At 70.5% G+C, this 16,994-nt stretch carries 13 protein-coding genes; 6 read left to right on the forward strand and 7 right to left on the reverse strand.

Translation table 11 applies throughout. The features are described 5' to 3' along the window. Positions 1-24: 24 nt before the first annotated feature. From OG519_RS30560 to OG519_RS30575, 4 genes are all read right to left on the reverse strand, one after another. Complete coding sequence (locus OG519_RS30560) at positions 25-1,035, reverse strand: helix-turn-helix domain-containing protein (protein ID WP_405590677.1); 1,011 nt, start codon at positions 1,033-1,035, stop codon at positions 25-27. Positions 1,036-1,242: 207 nt separating this feature from the next. After that, complete coding sequence (locus OG519_RS30565; RefSeq protein WP_405590680.1) at positions 1,243-2,235, reverse strand: SDR family oxidoreductase; 993 nt, start codon at positions 2,233-2,235, stop codon at positions 1,243-1,245. A 209-nt stretch (positions 2,236-2,444) separates the two neighbouring features. After that, positions 2,445-4,874 (reverse strand): ricin-type beta-trefoil lectin domain protein, encoded by a 2,430-nt coding sequence (locus OG519_RS30570; protein ID WP_405590682.1) that lies wholly within the window; start codon positions 4,872-4,874, stop codon positions 2,445-2,447. 429 nt (positions 4,875-5,303) lie between these two features. Continuing rightward, on the reverse strand, positions 5,304-7,250 hold the full coding sequence (locus OG519_RS30575; RefSeq protein ID WP_405590685.1) for a cellulose binding domain-containing protein: 1,947 nt from the start codon (positions 7,248-7,250) through the stop codon (positions 5,304-5,306). 1,048 nt (positions 7,251-8,298) lie between these two features. Here OG519_RS30575 and OG519_RS30580 point away from each other — a divergent pair. The 3 genes from OG519_RS30580 to OG519_RS30590 all read left to right on the forward strand — a co-directional run bounded on the left by OG519_RS30580 (position 8,299) and on the right by OG519_RS30590 (position 12,017). After that, positions 8,299-9,654 carry a PHB depolymerase family esterase gene (locus OG519_RS30580; protein WP_405590688.1) on the forward strand — a complete coding sequence of 452 codons (1,356 nt, stop codon included), beginning with the start codon at positions 8,299-8,301 and terminating at the stop codon, positions 9,652-9,654. 298 nt (positions 9,655-9,952) lie between these two features. Further along, positions 9,953-11,356: an RICIN domain-containing protein gene (locus tag OG519_RS30585; RefSeq protein WP_405593123.1), complete on the forward strand. Its 1,404-nt coding sequence runs from the start codon at positions 9,953-9,955 to the stop codon at positions 11,354-11,356. Between the two features lie 112 nt (positions 11,357-11,468). Next, positions 11,469-12,017, forward strand: a complete 549-nt coding sequence (locus OG519_RS30590; protein WP_405590691.1) for a hypothetical protein — start codon at positions 11,469-11,471, stop codon at positions 12,015-12,017. Between the two features lie 192 nt (positions 12,018-12,209). Here the strand turns inward: OG519_RS30590 and OG519_RS30595 are convergent, their stop codons facing one another. After that, entirely contained in the window at positions 12,210-12,989 is a 780-nt protein-coding gene (locus OG519_RS30595) for an NAD(P)H-dependent oxidoreductase (RefSeq protein WP_405593125.1), read from the reverse strand. A gap of 143 nt (positions 12,990-13,132) precedes the next feature. Here OG519_RS30595 and OG519_RS30600 point away from each other — a divergent pair, with 143 nt between their 5' ends. Next, entirely contained in the window at positions 13,133-13,981 is an 849-nt protein-coding gene (locus OG519_RS30600) for a helix-turn-helix transcriptional regulator (RefSeq protein ID WP_405590694.1), read from the forward strand. Between the two features lie 37 nt (positions 13,982-14,018). Here OG519_RS30600 and OG519_RS30605 read toward each other — a convergent pair whose 3' ends face one another. After that, positions 14,019-14,186: a hypothetical protein gene (locus OG519_RS30605; RefSeq protein WP_405590697.1), complete on the reverse strand. Its 168-nt coding sequence runs from the start codon at positions 14,184-14,186 to the stop codon at positions 14,019-14,021. 230 nt (positions 14,187-14,416) lie between these two features. Further along, on the reverse strand, positions 14,417-14,548 hold the full coding sequence (locus tag OG519_RS30610; RefSeq protein WP_405590699.1) for a hypothetical protein: 132 nt from the start codon (positions 14,546-14,548) through the stop codon (positions 14,417-14,419). A 133-nt stretch (positions 14,549-14,681) separates the two neighbouring features. Between OG519_RS30610 and OG519_RS30615 the strand changes: the two genes are divergently transcribed. After that, complete coding sequence (locus OG519_RS30615) at positions 14,682-15,623, forward strand: ABC transporter ATP-binding protein (RefSeq protein ID WP_405590701.1); 942 nt, start codon at positions 14,682-14,684, stop codon at positions 15,621-15,623. Continuing rightward, a complete protein-coding gene (locus OG519_RS30620) occupies positions 15,620-16,990 on the forward strand; it encodes an ABC transporter permease (RefSeq protein WP_405590704.1) in 1,371 nt (456 codons plus the stop codon). The genes OG519_RS30615 and OG519_RS30620 overlap by 4 nt, the downstream gene beginning before the upstream one ends. The last annotated feature ends 4 nt before the right edge of the window (positions 16,991-16,994 follow it).

The raw sequence follows: 16,994 nt of genomic DNA on the forward strand, positions 1-16,994 counted from the left end.
GGGAGGCGTCCTCGAAAAAGTTCCTCAACGGTGGTGCTTCAACGTGTTTCGCGATCGGGCGCCGCGCGCGCCGTGGCCGGCGCCGGCGGCCGCGACGTCGTCCTCGGAGATCCGCTCGGCGAGCTCGGCGAGGAAGCGCAGCCCCTGCTCCGAGTGGGAGCCGGGCGACGGTGTGTAGGTGACCAGCGACAGTCCCGGGCAGCTCTCGATGGCGAGCACTTCGACCTCCAGGGTGAGCGGGCCCGCCATCGGGTGGTGGTAGACCTTGCGGCGCTGCCGAGGTCCGCTGACCGTCTGTGCCGCCCACCAGGCACCGAAGCGCTCGTCCCGGACGCACAGCTCGCCGACGAGCGCCTGGAGCGCCGCGTCCTGGGGCCGCCGGCCGGCTTCCATCCGCAGGACGGCGACGGCTTCTTTGGCCATCGGCTCCCAGCCGTCACCGAAGAGGGTCCGGTAGGAGGGGTCCAGGTAGATGAGGCGGACGAGGTTGCGGGGACCCTCCGAGAGGGTTCCGAAGTCGCCGAGCAGCCCGGTGGCGAGCCTGTTCCAGGCCAGGATGTCCATCCGGCGGTTCAGCACCAGAGCGGGCAGGCCGGTCAGGTTGTCCAGCAGCAGCAGGACGCTCTTCGGTACCCGGTCCTCGGCGGCCGTGGCGGCGCCGGGCGGGGCGGGGGCGACCCCGGCCACCGCGAACAGATAGAGCCGCTCGTCGTCGGTCAGCTTCAGGGCGTCCGCCAGCGCGGTGAGGACGGCGCCCGAGACCCGCCGTTTCCTGCCCTGCTCGATACGGACGATGTAGTCGGTGCTGACGTGCGCCAGCTCGGCCAGTTCCTCGCGGCGCAGGCCGGGCACCCGCCGGGATTTCCCATCGCCGGGGAAGCCCAGCCGGGCCGGGTCCGCCGCCGCCCGCCGGGCGCGCAGGAAGTCACCCAGCGCCCGGCCCCCGGTGCCGCCGCCTGGGCTTCCCGAGCCGCCTCCGTCGCCGCCGGCCTCCTCCGCCGGGCCGTCCTGCCCCGGGGAATCCCTTGATCTCATGGACACCAGCATGCGGCCCGGTCCCACCTTGTGCCTGGTACCACCAGTCACAGGACGGGGCCCGCCGACCCCGCCGGCCGCGCCCCGGGGGAGCGGGCGGGTATCCGCTCCGACCAGGGCGTGGGCCGGTACGCCGTGCCCGGCGCGGTCAGCGACTTCTTTCGCCCCGGTCGCCCCGGTCGCCCCGGCCGCCGTGGTCGCCCTTGTCTACGGGGTCGCTCGGTTCGCCGGGGGCCGGCCGGGGGCGGTGCGGTCCGGCCATTCGGCGCCCGTCAGGAGTACGGCTCGTTCCCATAGGTCGTGGGCGAGCCGCGGGTCGGTCGCGGCTTTGGGGACGCGGGCTGGGCGCGGGGGGCCGACGACCTCGAAGTTCCGCGCGGGGCCGAAGTAGGCGCCCGACCGCGCGTCCGGGTCGGTGGCGGCCCGGACGACGGAAAGCGCGCCCTGGGCAGCGCTGTGGTGCAGGCCGGGGATCCGCATGACCAGGGTCGTCGCGTTGACCGGCCGCTCCACCTTGCCGGTGCCGAGGAGCTTGCCCGTCACCTGGAGGTTCGTGGCGCAGGAGCCGGGGTGGGCCGCGGTGCTGGTGATGCCCCACCCCCCGAGGTCGCTCCTGCGGCCGAGTTCGAGGGCGAAGAGCAGGGCGGCGAGCTTGGACTGGCCGTAGGCGCGCATCCCCGAGTATCCGCGCGCCAGCTGGAAGTCCGCCAGGTCGATCCTGGTGGTGGGAAAGTTGATCGCGAGGCTTCCGACGTGGACCACCCGCGGCTGGTTGGGCGAGGCGCGCAGCGGGTCGAGCAGGCCGGCGGTCAGTGCGAAGTGCCCCAGGAAGTTGGTTGCGAGCTGCAGCTCGAATCCGTCGGGGGACACTTCGCGGCGCGGGACGTCCATGATCCCCGCGTTGTTGACCAGGATGTCCGGCACGGTGCCGGATTCCCGGAAGCGCTTCGTGAATTCCCGTACCGACGCCAGGGACGCGACATCGAGGGGCTCCTGCCGGACGACGGCCCCGGCGGCCGCGGCGTGGATCCCTTCCAGGGCCAGGCGCCCCTTTTCCGCGTCGCGAACGGCGAGGATCACCCGCGCTCCGGCCCCGGCCAGCTGCTTCGCCACCTCGAAACCGACGCCGCTGGTCGCGCCGGTGACGACAGCCGTCCTTCCCGTCAGGTCGGGAATCGCCCATGCGCCGCGCTCGGCCACTGTGCTCCACTCTCCGTAGGTTGTGCTGACGGCGCGCGGCCGGTTCCTCGCGGCGCGGGCCGGACGCCTGCCGGGGCCTCCTCCGCCGGGCCGTCCTGCCCCGGGGAACCCCGTGATCTCATGAACACCAGCATGCGGCCCGGTCCCGCCTTGTGCCTGGTACCACCAGTCACAGGACGGGACCGGGCCCGAAAAGCGTCACCCGCAGGTCAGCCGCGGGTCCACTGCTGGTTGGCGCCGCCGTTGCAGGTCCAGATCTGCAACAGGGTGCCGTTGGCGGTGGCACCGCCCGTGGCGTCCAGGCACTTGCCCGAGCCGGTGCCGACGATCGTGCCGTCGGAGTTCAGCGTCCACTGCTGGTTGGTGCCGCCGTTGCAGTCGTAGATGTCGACCGCCGTCCCGTCGGCCGTGCCGCGCCCGTTGACGTCCAGGCACTTGTTCCCGTAGACGGTCAGCTGCTTGGTGGAGGTGAGGGTCCAGTTCTGGTTGGCGCCGCTGTTGCAGTCCCACAGCTCGGTGACCGTGCCGTTGGTCTGCGTGGCGTTGGGGACGTCGACGCATCGGCTCGAAGCCTGCCCCCTGATCGGACCCGTGCTGCCACCGCCGCCGTTGCCGCTGGTCGGGGTGACCGAGAGGTTGTCGAACAGGTCGGTCTGGTAGCCGACGACTCCCAGTCCGACCTGGCCGGCGGAGTAGGAGCTGTCCGAGACGGAGCCGAGGGCGGTGCCGTCGAGGGTGGCGCTGATCTGGCTGCCGGTGAAGCTGAGCGTGGCGGTGTGCCAGGTGTTGAGGCCCAGCGAGCCGCGGCTGCCCGACGCGAGGGTGGTCAGCGTGCCCGATGTGGTGTTCTTGGCGATCGACCAGGACCCGGTGTTGCTCAGCCGCAGCTGGTACGCCGCCTGGTGCGACTGCGGGCGCTGCTGGGTGTTGGCCCGGCCGAGCAGGGTGACGGTGCCGGCCTGCTGGAAGTTCACGTCGGTACTGACCGTGTAGTTGCTCCAGGACGTGTCACCGAGCAGGCCGAAGGCGTCGCTGTCGTCCTGCCACTCGATGGGCCGGGTGGGCGTGACCTGCTGGAGGCACTGCCCGGTCCGGCCCCCGGTGCAGGGGCGTACCTCGAAGGAGCCCTGCATGTCGGAGAAGTACTTCGCCTCGGTACGGGAGGCGTTGGACTCGAAGGTGTCGCTGTAGGGCAGCGCGAGCGGCGCGGCGGCCGGGCCGGCCGCTGTTCCCTTGCCCTGGCCGGTGGTGGTGGTCACCGAGTAGATCCGGTTGGGCTGGAGCGTCAGCGTGTAGCTGCCGCCGGTCGGTGTGATGTCGGACTGCTTGACGAACCAGTTGGCCGAGCTGGACGAGCCCAGGTCGGTGGACCACACGTGGACGGTGCCGGTGTTCAGGCCGCCCGTCACGTTGACGTTCACCGTCTGCGCCGCGGAGGCGGTGGTCGTCTCGTAGATCGTCGAGTAGTCGGTGCCGTTGGTGGACTTCAGCGAGATGTAGCTGCCGTTGCCACGGTTGCCGCCGAGGTACCCGGAGGCCGAGCCGGTCAGGAAGCGCCAGCCGGGCTGGGTGAACTGGGCGACCTGGGCGTTGGCCCACAGGCTCTTGCCGAGCGTGTACGCGCCCGACCACGGCGAGGAGGCCACCGCCAGCGCGTCGGTGGCGAAGGGCAGGTTCGGAGTCAGCGCGGCGATCAGCGGCCAGTTGATGAAGCCGGTCATCTGCCCGTCGAGGTATCCGCGGGTGATGCTGCGGATGTACGGAGCGGAGCCGGTCATGTAGTCCTGCGACCCGAACTCACTGGCCCACAGCGGCTTGCCGGACGCCACCGCGTTGGAACTCGACGAGCACGAAGTCGCGGCACCCAGGTAGCCGCACGGATAGTGCGCGCCGACCACGCCGACCGCCGCTTTGAACGCCGGGTCGCTCTGCGCGTCGTCCGCCGCACCCCAGCCGAAGCTGTCGTCGGCGACGATCTGCACCCCGCTGTAGCCGTGGGAGTCCAGGGCGGTGCGCAGGTTCTCGTACCAGGTCTTGTTGTGCCCGCGCTCGTTCCAGCCGCCGATGTAGCTGACCGGCAGGTTGTGCTGCTTGGCGCAGTCCAGCCACTGGAGGTCGTAGTTGATCATGTCCGTCGACCAGAAGTTGCCGCCGCCTATCCAGCCGGGCGCGGCCCAGGGCAGGGCGACGATCTTGATGTTCGGGTTGCGTGCCACCGCCTGCTCACCGAGCCAGAACTCGTAGCCCGCGTTGCAGTTCACGTCGCCGCGCGCGTGCTCGATGCTCGGCTCGGCGCCGTCGGTGGAGTTGGCGTCGCCGCCGATCTCCAGCTTCAGCAGTTGCACCGCGGCGCCGTAACCGGGCTTGAACAGGTAGTCCAGTATCTGCGAGCGCTGCGTGGCCGGATAGTCGATCAGCAGCCGGGAGTTGCCGCCGCCGCCGCTGATCGCCCCCACCCCGTCGAAGGCCCGCCCGGTGGAACCGCCGTTGATGGTGATCGCCGTGGCCGCCTGCGCCGCGGGGGCGGCGGCCACCAGGGCGCCGGTGCCGGCAGCACCGCTGAGGAGCAGCGCCAACCCCAGGCGCAGCCATCGCCTGCCGGAGGTCACTCGGCGCGGTCGCCATCGAGATGCGTTCATATGCCACGATCCTTTGCTGAGGTAGGGCCCGGCGGTCGGCCCGTGGTGCGCCTGCGCCGGACCGCGGGTCGGGGCCCGGCCGGATCCGGTTCCAGCGGAGCCGCGCGATGTGAGCGCTCTCATGGGGGTTTCCGGCACGGGTGACGGCTCCTGCCTGCGGTGCTTGTCGCGGTGTTCGTCGACCTGGCCGCCCTGGGGCGGCCGGTGCGTCTGATGCTCTGTATTGCCCAAGCGGTGGCTGATCGTAGGAGCGCGCTGACGGGCGGTCAAGAGTTTTGTCCGAACCTGTTGTTTGCCTCTGTTTGATTCAGTGCGTAATGGCAGGTCACTTCCGCTGATCGGCCGCCGGCCAGGGGCTCGGCGCAGCCCACGGCGGCCGGCGGCACGCTCCGGGGCAATCGCTCTTCGGGAGCCGCGGTTTGCGGACGGTCAGGCGGTCGTGCAGCCCGCGCCGTTGAGGGTGAAGGCGGTCGGGGCGGGATTGGTGCTGCCCTGGTTGGCGAGGAACCCGACGGTGACGGAGCCTCCGGCGGGGATGGTGCGGGTGTAGTCGGCCGGGGTCACGGTCACGGTGTTCCCGTTCTGCGCGGGGGTGCCGCCCCACAACTGGGTGATGGTCTGGCCGGCGGTGAAGGTGAAGGCCAGGGTCCAGCCGTCGAGGGCGGCGCTGCCGGTGTTGTGGATGACGATCTCGCCCTGGAAGCCGCCGCTCCAGCTTCCCGTCACCCGGTATCCGATCCCGCAGCCTCCCGCCGTGCCGCCGGTGCCGCTGGTGGTGGCGGTGACGGTGCCGCTGCGGGTGGAGCGGTTGCCGGCGGCGTCGCGTGCGTACACCGCGAAGGTGTAGGCGGTGCCGGCGTTCAGCCCGGTGACGGTGGCGCCGGCCGTGGTGGAGGTCGCGGCGGTGGTTTCCGTGCTGCCGCTGACGCGGACCACGTCATAGCCGGTCACGCCGGTGTCGTCGGTGGAGGCCGCCCAGCTGAGCGTGACCGAGGTGGACGTGACCGCGCCGGCGGTGGGGGCGCCGGGCGCGGTGGGCGGTGTGCTGTCGGTTCCGCCGGATGTTCCCACGGTGATCACGAAGGTGGTGACGCTCTGCGCGGGGAGTGTGGCGGTCAGGATGCCGCCCGACAGGCTGGGTCCGCTCAGGGATGCGAGGGTCCTGCTGGAGTCGGTGACGTAGGAGGCCACGCCGGACGGTGTGGTGTTCGCCAGGCTGAACTGCTGGCTGACCGCGCCGGTCCCTTTGTTCACGGCCACCACGACCACCGTGGAACCGCCTGTGTAGGCGGAGGTGTAGACGTTGGTCTGGGGGTTGGACGCCGCGTCGATGCGTACGTATCCGGGGCGGACGAACCTCGAGAAGTGCGCCATGATCGCGCCACGCTTGCTGATCTGCCCGTCTTCACGCATCGGGCCGTAACTGCGCCGGATGTACCACCACACGTACGCCTGGAACTCGGCGTCCACCATCGCGTGGTGCATGTGCTCCCCGACGCCGAGCGCCGCGGGCCACAGGTCGGCGGAGTCGGTGCTGTTGGGGTAGTAGACCTCGGTCATCCATAGTTCCTTGCCCGCTCCCTTCTGCTGGAACAGGGGGTAGGGGAAGTTCGAGAACGCCGTGCCGTAGAGGTGGGCACCGAGGATGTCCAGGTTCGCCAGAGCCGTCGAGTCGTTGAGGATCGGATCCGACATGCTCTTGACGTACTGGAAGGACTCCGGCGCGATGACCCTGGTACTGATCGAGCCGGCGTTGTTGCGCAGGAAGGTGACGATCTCGCTCGCGGTCCACCATGTCCAGGTCGAGGCGTAGTCGGGCTCGTTCTGGATCGAGATGGCGTACAGGTCCACCCCGTTGCTCTTCATGAACGTGGTGAAGTCGTTCAGATGCTGCGCGTAGGCGCCGTACATGTCGTGCCGCAGGCGCTTGGCGTCGGTCTGACTCCCGTGGGTGAACGTCTCGACCATGCTGGCCGGGGGATTCCACGGGGAGGCGAAGACGATCGCCCCGTGCGCCACCGCCCGTTGGGCCGTCGCCACCTCCGCACCCCAGTTCGCTTTGTTCTCGTCGACGTGGATCCTCAGTATCGAGAACCCCAACTGGCCCGTGCCGCTGCCGAACGCGGTGTCCCGCTGGGCAGCGGTCAGGTCACCCGCCCAGGCCGGATGATTCATGCCGCCGAAGCCGCGGATCGTCTGCCGCCGGGCGGACGGGTCGACGACCACGGCGGCGGCTGCGGCGGTTGCGGCGGCTGCCGCACGGGAATGCGGCAACGCGACGGAGAGGACCGGCAGCACCCCCAGTGCCACCAGCACCGCCCGCCGGCTCGGGGACTTCGGCCCGCCGCTCTTTGATACGTCCTGCGGTGATGTCATGGCTCTCTCTTCTCAGGGGCTGGTGCGGGTGAGGGTGGGAGTGGTCGGTGTGAGCAGCCCGGGGATGGCGGCGCCGTCGAAAGACGGTCCGCCGGGCACGGACTCCTGCGCTCGGTCCGAAGAGGCGGTGATCAGGTGGCTTCGCAGGAGGAAGGGATGCCGGAGAGCTGACGGTTCACCGGCGTTCGTCAGCGCGGACCGATCAACCGCGCGGCGCGAGGCGGCAGATGAGGTGGCAGCGGCTGCCGTCGGCCGCGGCGCCGCAGCCGGAGCCATGCGTAGGGTCCGGCGCCGCGGCGCGGCGTGGCGCCGACGGAGACCCTTCACCTGCCGCCGTGCCGGTGGTCAGCCCGGCGGAGTCCTGACGCGGGCGACGCCGGGAAAGCGGTGACGGGCGAGCCGGGCTCGGTCGGCGGAGCGGCCGTCTGCGGATCACCACAGTCACCGGTAACGCGTGGAAGGAGGTGACTTCCGAGCGAGCGTGCTCTCAGCCGGGGACGTGCGAGGCCGGCTCGCACGGTGACACCCTCGGCGAGGGCTCCACCGGCGGACGCTGGCTGACGGGATATCGCGCGGTGTGATCTCTGGGCGGTGGCAGGTTTCGGGTGTTCACGCGGACTTCTCCTTGCAGTGGGGGGTGGGCAAGGGCGGCGCGAGGGTGAGCGTTAGCGCTAACACCAGCTAGGCGTACCCGCTCGCGGTAGACGGGTCAGCTCCAACGACGGCACTCTGCACCGCGTGGTGTGCGGTGTCAACCCTTGCCGCAGCAGGCCCGCCGAGCCGCGGAAGTCCCCGCGGGGCCGCCTCGCCGGGCGGTTTTCCGGGCCCGAGGTCTGTCCCGTGACAGGAGTCTTGTCGAATCGCCGCCGACTCACTACCGTCCTATGGGAGCGCTCCCATGATCCGCCGTCGCAGGCAAGCCTCGCTGGAGACGGGTTGACACGTATCTCTGCGGCAGGGCCGACCTGTGGCCCCTGGCAGACCGAGCACCTGAGGGGACACCCACCCACTCCTAGCGCTAACGACGGCCCGTGGAGGTAGAAATCCCATGCTGCGATCCTGGTACCTGAAGTCCCGCCTGCTCGGCCTGCTGCTGGCGGTCATCGCTTCGGTCGGAGCGAGTCTGGCCGGCGCGCCCCACGCCTCCGCGGCCTCGTTGACCCAGGTCACGAACTTCGGCACCAACCCGACCAATCTGCAGATGTACGTGTACGTGCCGAACGGCGTGAAGGCCAACCCGCCGATCCTGCTGGCACTGCACGGCTGCCAGGGCTCCGGGCCCTATCTGTACTCCAGCACCGACTTCGGATCGCTGGCGGACCAGAACGGGTTCATCGTCATCTACCCCTCGACGAACCCGGGCGGCAGTTGCTGGGACGTCTCGTCCAGCCAGGCGCTGACGCGTAACGGCGGCAGTGACCCGGTCGGGCTGATGTCGATGATCACGTACACCGAGCAGCACTACGGCGGGAACCCCAACGCCGTCTACGTCACCGGCGAGTCGTCCGGCGGGATGATGACCAACGTCATGCTCGCGGACTACCCGGACGTGTTCAAGGCCGGCGCGGCCTTCATGGGCGTGCCCTACCACTGCTTCTACACGGGCACCGTGCGCGGCTGGAACGGGCCGTGCGCCGGGGGCCAGGTCTCCATGACCCCGCAGCAGTGGGGCGACCTGGTGCGCAATAACGCCGATCCCGGCTATACCGGACCGCGTCCCCGCGTGCAGCTGTGGCACGGCACCGCCGACACCACCTTGAACTACCACAATCTCGGTGAAGAGACCAAGCAGTGGACGAACGTGCTGGGGGTGAGCCAGACCCCCTCGTCGAGCGACAGCCCGGTCGCCAACTGGAACCGGGCCCGGTACAACAACAGCTCCGGCGGCACGCAGGTCGAGACGTACAGCATCGTCGGTGCCGGGCACCAACTGCCGATCCAGGGCACACCGATGGCCTCCTACGCGATCCACTTCATGGGGCTGGACGGCGGCGGGACCACCACCGGCACCGTGGGCGCTGTGCACGCGGTGGGTGCGGGCAAGTGCCTGGACGACCCGAACTCGACCACGACGGCGGGCACCCAGCAGCAGATATACAGCTGCTCGGGCGGGGCCAACCAGACCTGGACGCACAACTCGTCGAACGAGCTGACGGTCACGGTCGGCGGGAGCACCCTCTGCCTGGACGCCAACGCCAAGGGCACTGCCAACGGCACCAAGGCGGTTCTCTGGTCCTGCAACGGTCAGGCCAACCAGCAATGGAACGTCAACTCCAACGGCACGATCACCGGCGTCCAGTCCGGTCTGTGCCTGGATGTGACCGGAGGCTCCACCGCCGATGGCGCACTGGTCGAACTCTGGTCCTGCAACGGCGGCAGCAACCAGCATTGGACCCTCGGATAGTCGGGCCCCGACGCACACCTCGTAGCCATGGATCATGGCCCGGCCGTCGCGGACCGGCATCCGGAATGGCAATGTGTTAGCGCTAACGCGTGCGCGAGGAGACGTCGCCCCCCACACACACATACCGCAAGGACACCGCGTGAACGTCACAACGCCCACTCAACTCGCCCGCGCGAAACGTACGGTGACCGGTCGACCCCCCTCCACGTCGAACTCTTCAGGGCGCCGGAGGCCAGAACGCCTTTCCCGGCGCCACGTCCTTCCGCGCCTGGTAGCCGTCGCCGGAGCCTTGGCCCTGATGCTCCTCGGCGCGCCGGCCTCCGGCGCGACGGCGACGCCGGCGGCTTCGGCGCGGCCCGCCGCCACCAGCCAGTTCCACGGGGTCAACTGGGCCGACCAGCGGGACAACTTCGTCAACGGCGTGCTGTACCCGTCCGGGCTCGGCTCGGCGGACACCAATGCCTCGGCGGCGGCCGTAGCGGACCGGGTGGTCGGTCAGATGTACTCGATCACCGGTGCCAACACCGTTCGGATGCCGATCAACGAGCCCACCGTCTCGGGTTACTGGACCACGTACACCGGCGCCATCGACAAGGCGCTGAGCAAGGGCAAGGTGATCCTGGCCTACTGGGCGTACGCCAACGGGAAACCGGCGAGCACGACCGCCTTCAACCAGATGTGGGACACCGTCGTCGCCAAGTACGGTGGCAACGCGAACGCCTACTTCGAGGTCATCAACGAGCCCTACGGCTACAGCACCACCGACCTCGACAACCTCTACTCCACATGGTTGGCCAGGTACCCCGGCGTGCCCCGCGGCCGAGTGATCCTGGACGGCGCCGGCCTCGCCCAGAACGTCGCGGCCGTCGGCGGCGACAGCCGCCTCAACGACACGCTGCTCGCGGTGCACGACTACTCGTTCTTCGCCGGCTACGAGGACGAGACCGAGTGGGCCAACCACCTCGCGGGTTACATCGGCGGCTACGCCGCCCGCACGATCGCCACCGAATGGGGCGGTCCGATGGGCCCCGGCAGCAAGAACGGTGTCCAGTACGACACCATCGACTACAGCGTCCCCAGTGGATCGTTCTTCGCCGACTACGTCCGAGGCGTCAGCGGCGAGTTGCACGACCTGGGCATGGGAAGCGTGCTGTGGCCCGGTCTGCGCGACGGTGACTGGTACAGCCTGACCACCAGGAGCGGAACCGGCGCGGGCATCAACCTGGCGCTGACCAACCCCTCTGGTCTGACCCGGCTCCAGTACGCGTGGGGCATCGGCAACGGGGGCGGCACCTACGTGCGGATCACCAACGCCGCCACCGGTCTGTACGTCGACGGCGCCGGCGCGACGGCGAACGGATCCGGCGCCGACCAGTGGAGCGGCGACGGCAACCGCTTCGAGGAGCAGTGGACCATCGAGAACAGCGGCACCTACGTGCGCATCAAGAACCGCGCCACCGGCTTGTACCTGGATGGCCAGGGCCGTACCTCGAACGGATCGGCGCTGGGCCAGTACGCCGGGTCCACCAGCGCCAACCAGCAGTGGTCCGTCCTGACCGATGCCAACACCGTGCGCATCCGGAACCGCGCGACCGGCCTGTACATCGACGGCATGGGCCGCACGGGTTCCGGCTCCGGCCTGGCGCAGTACGGCGACACCAACGGCGCCAATCAGCAGTGGCGGATCACTGCCGCCGGCTGAACTCCCGTCGCACATGCCAACTGGCGTCGCGCACAGCGTTGTTGCGGCGTCGCCGGGTAGCCGTAGAAGCAGGGCGCGACTGGGTGCCCGCGACCGGCTGGGAGATGACGGCATGAGCGGGAAAGAGGGTACGCGCAGGGGCCGGCGGGTGCTGGACTCGTGGTGGGGCGCCGCGCTGTTCGCCGCGGCGCTGTGGCTGGTGTTCGGTCTGCTGTCACATCGCGGGGTGGCCTCGGCGATCGTCTCGGCGCTGATCTACGGCGGGTTCATGGCCGTTTCCTGGGGGATGGGCCGGCGCCGGGTGAGCCGGGCGACCGGGGTGGAGGCGGACGATCTGCCGCGGCTGTCACGGCTGGCGCGGCGCGGTGAGCTGCCGCAGGACCCGGAGCAGCGTCGGCAGATGCGGCGGCTGGTGCGGTGGCAGCTCGGCCGGATGCACGACAGGCGGCGGGCGGTTCTCGCTTTCGGGCTGCTGTTCCTCGTTTTCGTGGCCAATACGGTTTTGTGGTTCGCCACCGGCCATGGGGTCGCGGGTCTGTGCTGGCTGGTCGGCGGCCTGGCGATGCTGGCGCTGATCTGGTGGAACCGCCGCCGCACGGAGGCACGCCTGACCCGTACCGACCGTCGGCTGAGCGCCCTCGACCACGGGCAGCCGGCCTGAGCGGCGCGGTGCCGCCGGCGGTCCGGGCAGCGTCAGCGGCAAGCGCCACACCGGCCGCCGACGCAACGTGTTCTCCGCGAGCCGGCCTCCGGGCCGCTGGATTCGGCCGGAGCAGGAGCGCCCATCGGACAACCTGCCAGGTGAGAGCACGAGGCCGGTGACCTGGCGACCGTTGACCGACCGGTATCGCGGCTAACCGCGCACGTGCAGGCCGAAACCCGCGCGGCCCGGGACTTCCAGGCCCTCCTTCAACCGCAGTGACGGGATCTCGTAGTCACCGAAGTTCTGCCGCCGGAACGCGATCGGCTCGGTCGACTCCAGAGTGAGCAGGCGCTGTTCCCAGGCCTTGGCCACGTCCGGGTAGTTCTCCTCGGTCATCCGGTCGGTGCCGTACAGCACGAACGGCGGCAGTACCTCCACGCCCGGGTAGTACAGGATCCCGTGGTGGATCGGGAACAGCAGGTCCTCGATCGGGCCGTTGATCCCGCGGTCGGTGTAGTGGGACTCCGGGCCCCCGACGGTCACCGACAGGATCGCCCGCCGCCCCTGGAGCGTCCCCTCACCGAAACGCTCGCCGTACCGGGTCTCGTCGTGCACTCCGACGCCGTACGCGAAGTGGAAGGAGAACACCCGGTCCACCCAGCCCTTGAGGATCGCCGGCATCGTGTACCACCACATCGGGAACTGGAAGATCGCCGTGTCGGCCCACAGCAGCTTCTCCTGCTCGGCCGCCACGTCGGGCGTGAGCGCGCCGGCGTCGTACGCCCCGGCCGAACTCGGTATCACCTGAAGCGGGCTCGTGGCGTGCGCGCCGAAGTCCGCCGCGTGCACCACGGCCTGCCAGTTCATCGCGTACAGGTCGCTCACCCGCACCTCGTGCCCGGCGGCTTGGAGCGTGGACACGGCGAGGTCCTTCAGCGAGCCGTTCAGCGAACGCGGCTCGGGGTGGGCGTAGACGATGAGCGTTCTCATGGATGTTCCCTTCGACGTGGTGTGCCGCCGTCGATGCTCGGCCGCCGGGGCCGCGTCGTACAGGGGTGCCTCTTCCATCGGACCGGACTTCCTGGTAGTGGCAGGACCACCTTCACGGTCACCACCGCGGCCATACTGAGGCCATGGACGATCTCGCGGGCTTTCTGCGGACCCGGCGTGCCCGGGTCGACCCGGCGGCCGTCGGCATCCCCACCGACAGCCGCCGCCGAGTCGAAGGGCTGCGCCGGGAAGAGGTCGCGCACCTGTCCGGAGTCAGCGTCGACTACTACGTACGCCTGGAGCAGGGCCGCGCGACCCAGCCCTCCGAGCAGATCCTCGACGCGCTCGCCCGCGTCCTCGGCCTCGACGAGACCGAACGTGGCCACCTCTACCGGCTTGCCCGGCAGCGCCGCCGCCGCGCGAAGGCGCCGGGCGGGCGGGTCCGGCCGGAGCTGCTTCGCGTCCTCGACCTGGTCCCCGACGCACCCGCACTGATCATGGACCACCGGCTGGACGTGCTCGCGGGCAACCGCCTCGCCGGGCTCCTCTTCGGCCGGCCGCTGCCCGGCCTGAACACCGCGCGGCACATCTTCCTCGATGAGGCCGAGCGCGGCCTCTACGCCGACTGGGAGACCTGCACCCTCGACGTGGTCGGGCATCTGCGCCTGGCCGCCGGCAAATACCCCGAGGATCCCCGCCTGGCCTCGCTCATCGGCCAGCTCGCGATGGCCAGTGAGCGCTTTCGCCAGCTCTGGGCCCGCGCGGACGTGCGCGCCCGCACCCACGGCCGCAAGGCGTACCGGCACCCGCTGGTCGGGCTGCTGGAACTGCACCAGGAGAACTTCGCGCTCCCGGACGAATCGAGTACGGAGCTGCTGGTGCTGTCCGCGGCCCCCGGCAGCCCCGCCGAGGACGGGCTGCGCCTGCTCGCGAGCCTGGGCGCGGACGGCGATGAGGCGTATCCCGCCGTCAGTGCCCAGCTCAACGAGTAGGGCCTGTCCTCGACGTGTTCGACGTCGGTGCGGCGGCTTACGGGACGAGGTAGGGGCGGCCCAGCATCCAGCCGCCGCGGGGTGGGCGGGGGAGAGGGGTGTCGAGGAGGTGGACGGGGGCGCCCAGGGAGATGGTGCCGGGTTGGGCGACCCAGCAGTTGAGGGCGCATGTGCCGTCGAACTCGCGGTTGATACGGCGCAGCACGTCCAGGTTCTGTTCGCCGGTGTCCGGGCCGATCGCGGCCCGGCACTACAGCAAGCAGCAGCGCGAGGTCTGACGCTTCGTCCGGCACCCCGCGCCGACCCGCACTCGCGCCCGCCCCCTGGACCCGGATGCTCTGAGCCGCCGCAGCACCAACAGCCCGGTGGAGCGCACGGTTCGGGAGCGGCCCCCGAACACTTCGGGGGGGCTACGAGCCGCGTAGTGCCGGGCGATCAGATCCCCTTGCGCCACCGCAATGCCGTGTCCGCGCGCACCAACAGTCGTTTCCGGCACGGCACATCCGGCGGCAACCGGCGCAGCAGAGCGCCCAGGAACGCGCGATCACTCGGGGTGGTGGTGCCCATCGAGTCCACCACTCCTCATCTGCGCAGCCTGTCGGTGATCGCCGTCGTCCGTTCCGCGATTGTTCAACTGGTGGTCCCGGTCCGTGGTTTGTGCGGTCCCTAAGTTGCCTGAGGGGTTTGGAAGGAGGGACTCATGGACGTAGCGCTCGCGGTCCGTGCTCGTGGGATCACCAAGTGTTTCGGCGATGTCGTCGCCCTCGACGGCATCGACCTGGATGTGGCGCGGGGCCAGATCCACGGGCTGGTCGGACCGAACGGTGCCGGCAAGACGACGCTGCTCGGCCTCCTGCTGGGCCTGGCCGTGGCCGACAGCGGCAGGCTCGAGGTCTTGGGCGCGCCGGTCGGGCGGACGCCGGCCGCTCCCGACGGCGTAGCCGGTTTCGTGGACGGGCCGGGCCTCTACCCGTCGCTGACGGCCAGGCAGAACCTCGCCGCGCTGGCCGCCCTCCGTGGGCACGACAAGCGAAGTGCGGCGATCGACGACGTGCTCCACCAGGTCGGCCTCACCGATGTCGCCGACGATCGGGCGCGCGGCTTCTCCCTGGGCATGCGTCAGCGGCTCGGACTGGCCGCCGCCCTGCTCACCAAGCCCCGGCTGCTGGTGCTCGACGAGCCGTCCAACGGCCTCGACCCGGCCGGCAAGAAACATGTCCACGGCGTCCTCACCCGGCTCGCGGCAGAGGGGACCGGCGTCGTGCTCTCAAGTCACCGGATGGACGACCTTGAGGCACTGTGCTCCGAGGTCACCATTCTCGCCACCGGACGCGTCGTCTTCTCCGGCCCCTTGACCAAACTGGCCGCCGAGCACCCCGAACTCGACTTCCGGCTGCTCACCTCCGACCCGCGGGCCGCCGCGCGGCTGGCCGGCGAGGTCGCCGGGATCCGCGTGGTGGACGACGCGGCGGCATGGCGCGGAGCCGATGCCCTCGTCGTGCGCGCGCTGGTGCCGGCCCTCGACGAACTGGTGGCCCGGTTCGTGCACGCGGGCATCGCGGTGCGCGAACTGGCCCCTGTCGTCTCGCCGCTCGAAGCCGCGTTCCTCACCCTCACCGAGCAGCAGGAGACCGGCCGATGACCGCGACAGCGACCCCGAGCATCGCCGAAGACAACGTTGCCAGGAGCCACCCTGTCTCGGTGGCGCGCGGCTACCGCTTCGAGCTGGTCAAGCTGGTCTCGCAATGGCGCGTCCGGCTGCTGGTGCTCGTCTGCTGGATCGCGCCGGCGCTCTTCATCGCGGCGGTGAGCCGGCAGAGCTCGCTCCCCTCCGACACCCTCTTCGGCCGCTGGATGCATGCCACGGGGTGGGCCGGACCGCTGATGATGCTCGGCTTCGCCGGTAGTTGGGCCCTGCCGCTGCTGACGTCGCTGGTCGCGGGCGACGTGTTCGCCGCCGAGGACCGGCTCGGCACCTGGCGCCACCTGCTGGTGGCCGTCCGGTCGCCCCGGCGGATCTTCGCGGCAAAGACTCTGGCCAGCCTCACCGTCATCCTGCTGCTCGTCCTGGGGCTGGCCGCCTCCAGCGTGGCGGGCGGGCTCGCGGCCGTCGGCAACCACCCGTTGGTCGGCCTCGACGGCCACCTGCTGACACCTTCGGACGCCGCTGGGAACGTCCTGCTCGCCTGGGCCTGCGCACTCGCTCCGACGCTGGCCCTCGCCGCGATCGGACTGCTCGGGTCGGTCGCGCTGGGGCGGTCCCCGATGGGACTGCTGCTGCCCGCCCTCGTCGCCCTCGCGATGCAGCTCGCCCAGATGCTGCCGCTGCCCGTGGCGCTCCGCCTCGCCCTGCCCGGCTACGCCTTCATCGCCTGGCACGGCCTGTTCACCAGCCCGGCGCAGCTCGCCCCGCTGCTGATCGGCATCGCGGTCAGCCTGGTCTGGGCCGTGATCGCCACGGCACTGGCGTATCTGCTGTTCCTGCGGCGGGACTTCACCAACCCGGCCGGCGACGGCTCCGGGCGCCGCGCGATCACCACCGGGCTCGTGCCGCTGGTCGTACTGCTCGCGGCAACCTTCGGAATCGTCGCCGCGGCGACCCCTTCCCTGGGCTCCGGGATCAAGCAGGACAAGGTCCAGCGGTCGGTCGCGACCGCGTTCGCCCACCTCTACCGCATGCAGACCAGGCAGCTCAACCGGCCCGCCGTCACGGAGTCGCGGCTACGGGTCACGGCGGCGTGCAACAAGGGCGCCGGCAAGGTCGCCCCCCAGGGGCCGGGCAACGACTGGCGTTGCGTCGTCACCTGGCACCTGCCCGGCGTCGAGGCCGCGGGGACGGCCGTCTATCAGCTCGACGTCACCTCTGACGGGCGGTACGTCGCCGACGGCGACGGACCGAAGGAAGTGAACGGCTACTTCCTGGTGCGGACTCCGATCGGGGACGCGCCGAACCCGCTGTGGCAGTTCGACGGCGACGTCGACCTGCTCGATACCACCCCGAAGGGATAACCCC

It is taken from the genome of Streptomyces sp. NBC_01190 (assembly GCF_045039895.1).
Classification (GTDB): domain Bacteria; phylum Actinomycetota; class Actinomycetes; order Streptomycetales; family Streptomycetaceae; genus Actinacidiphila.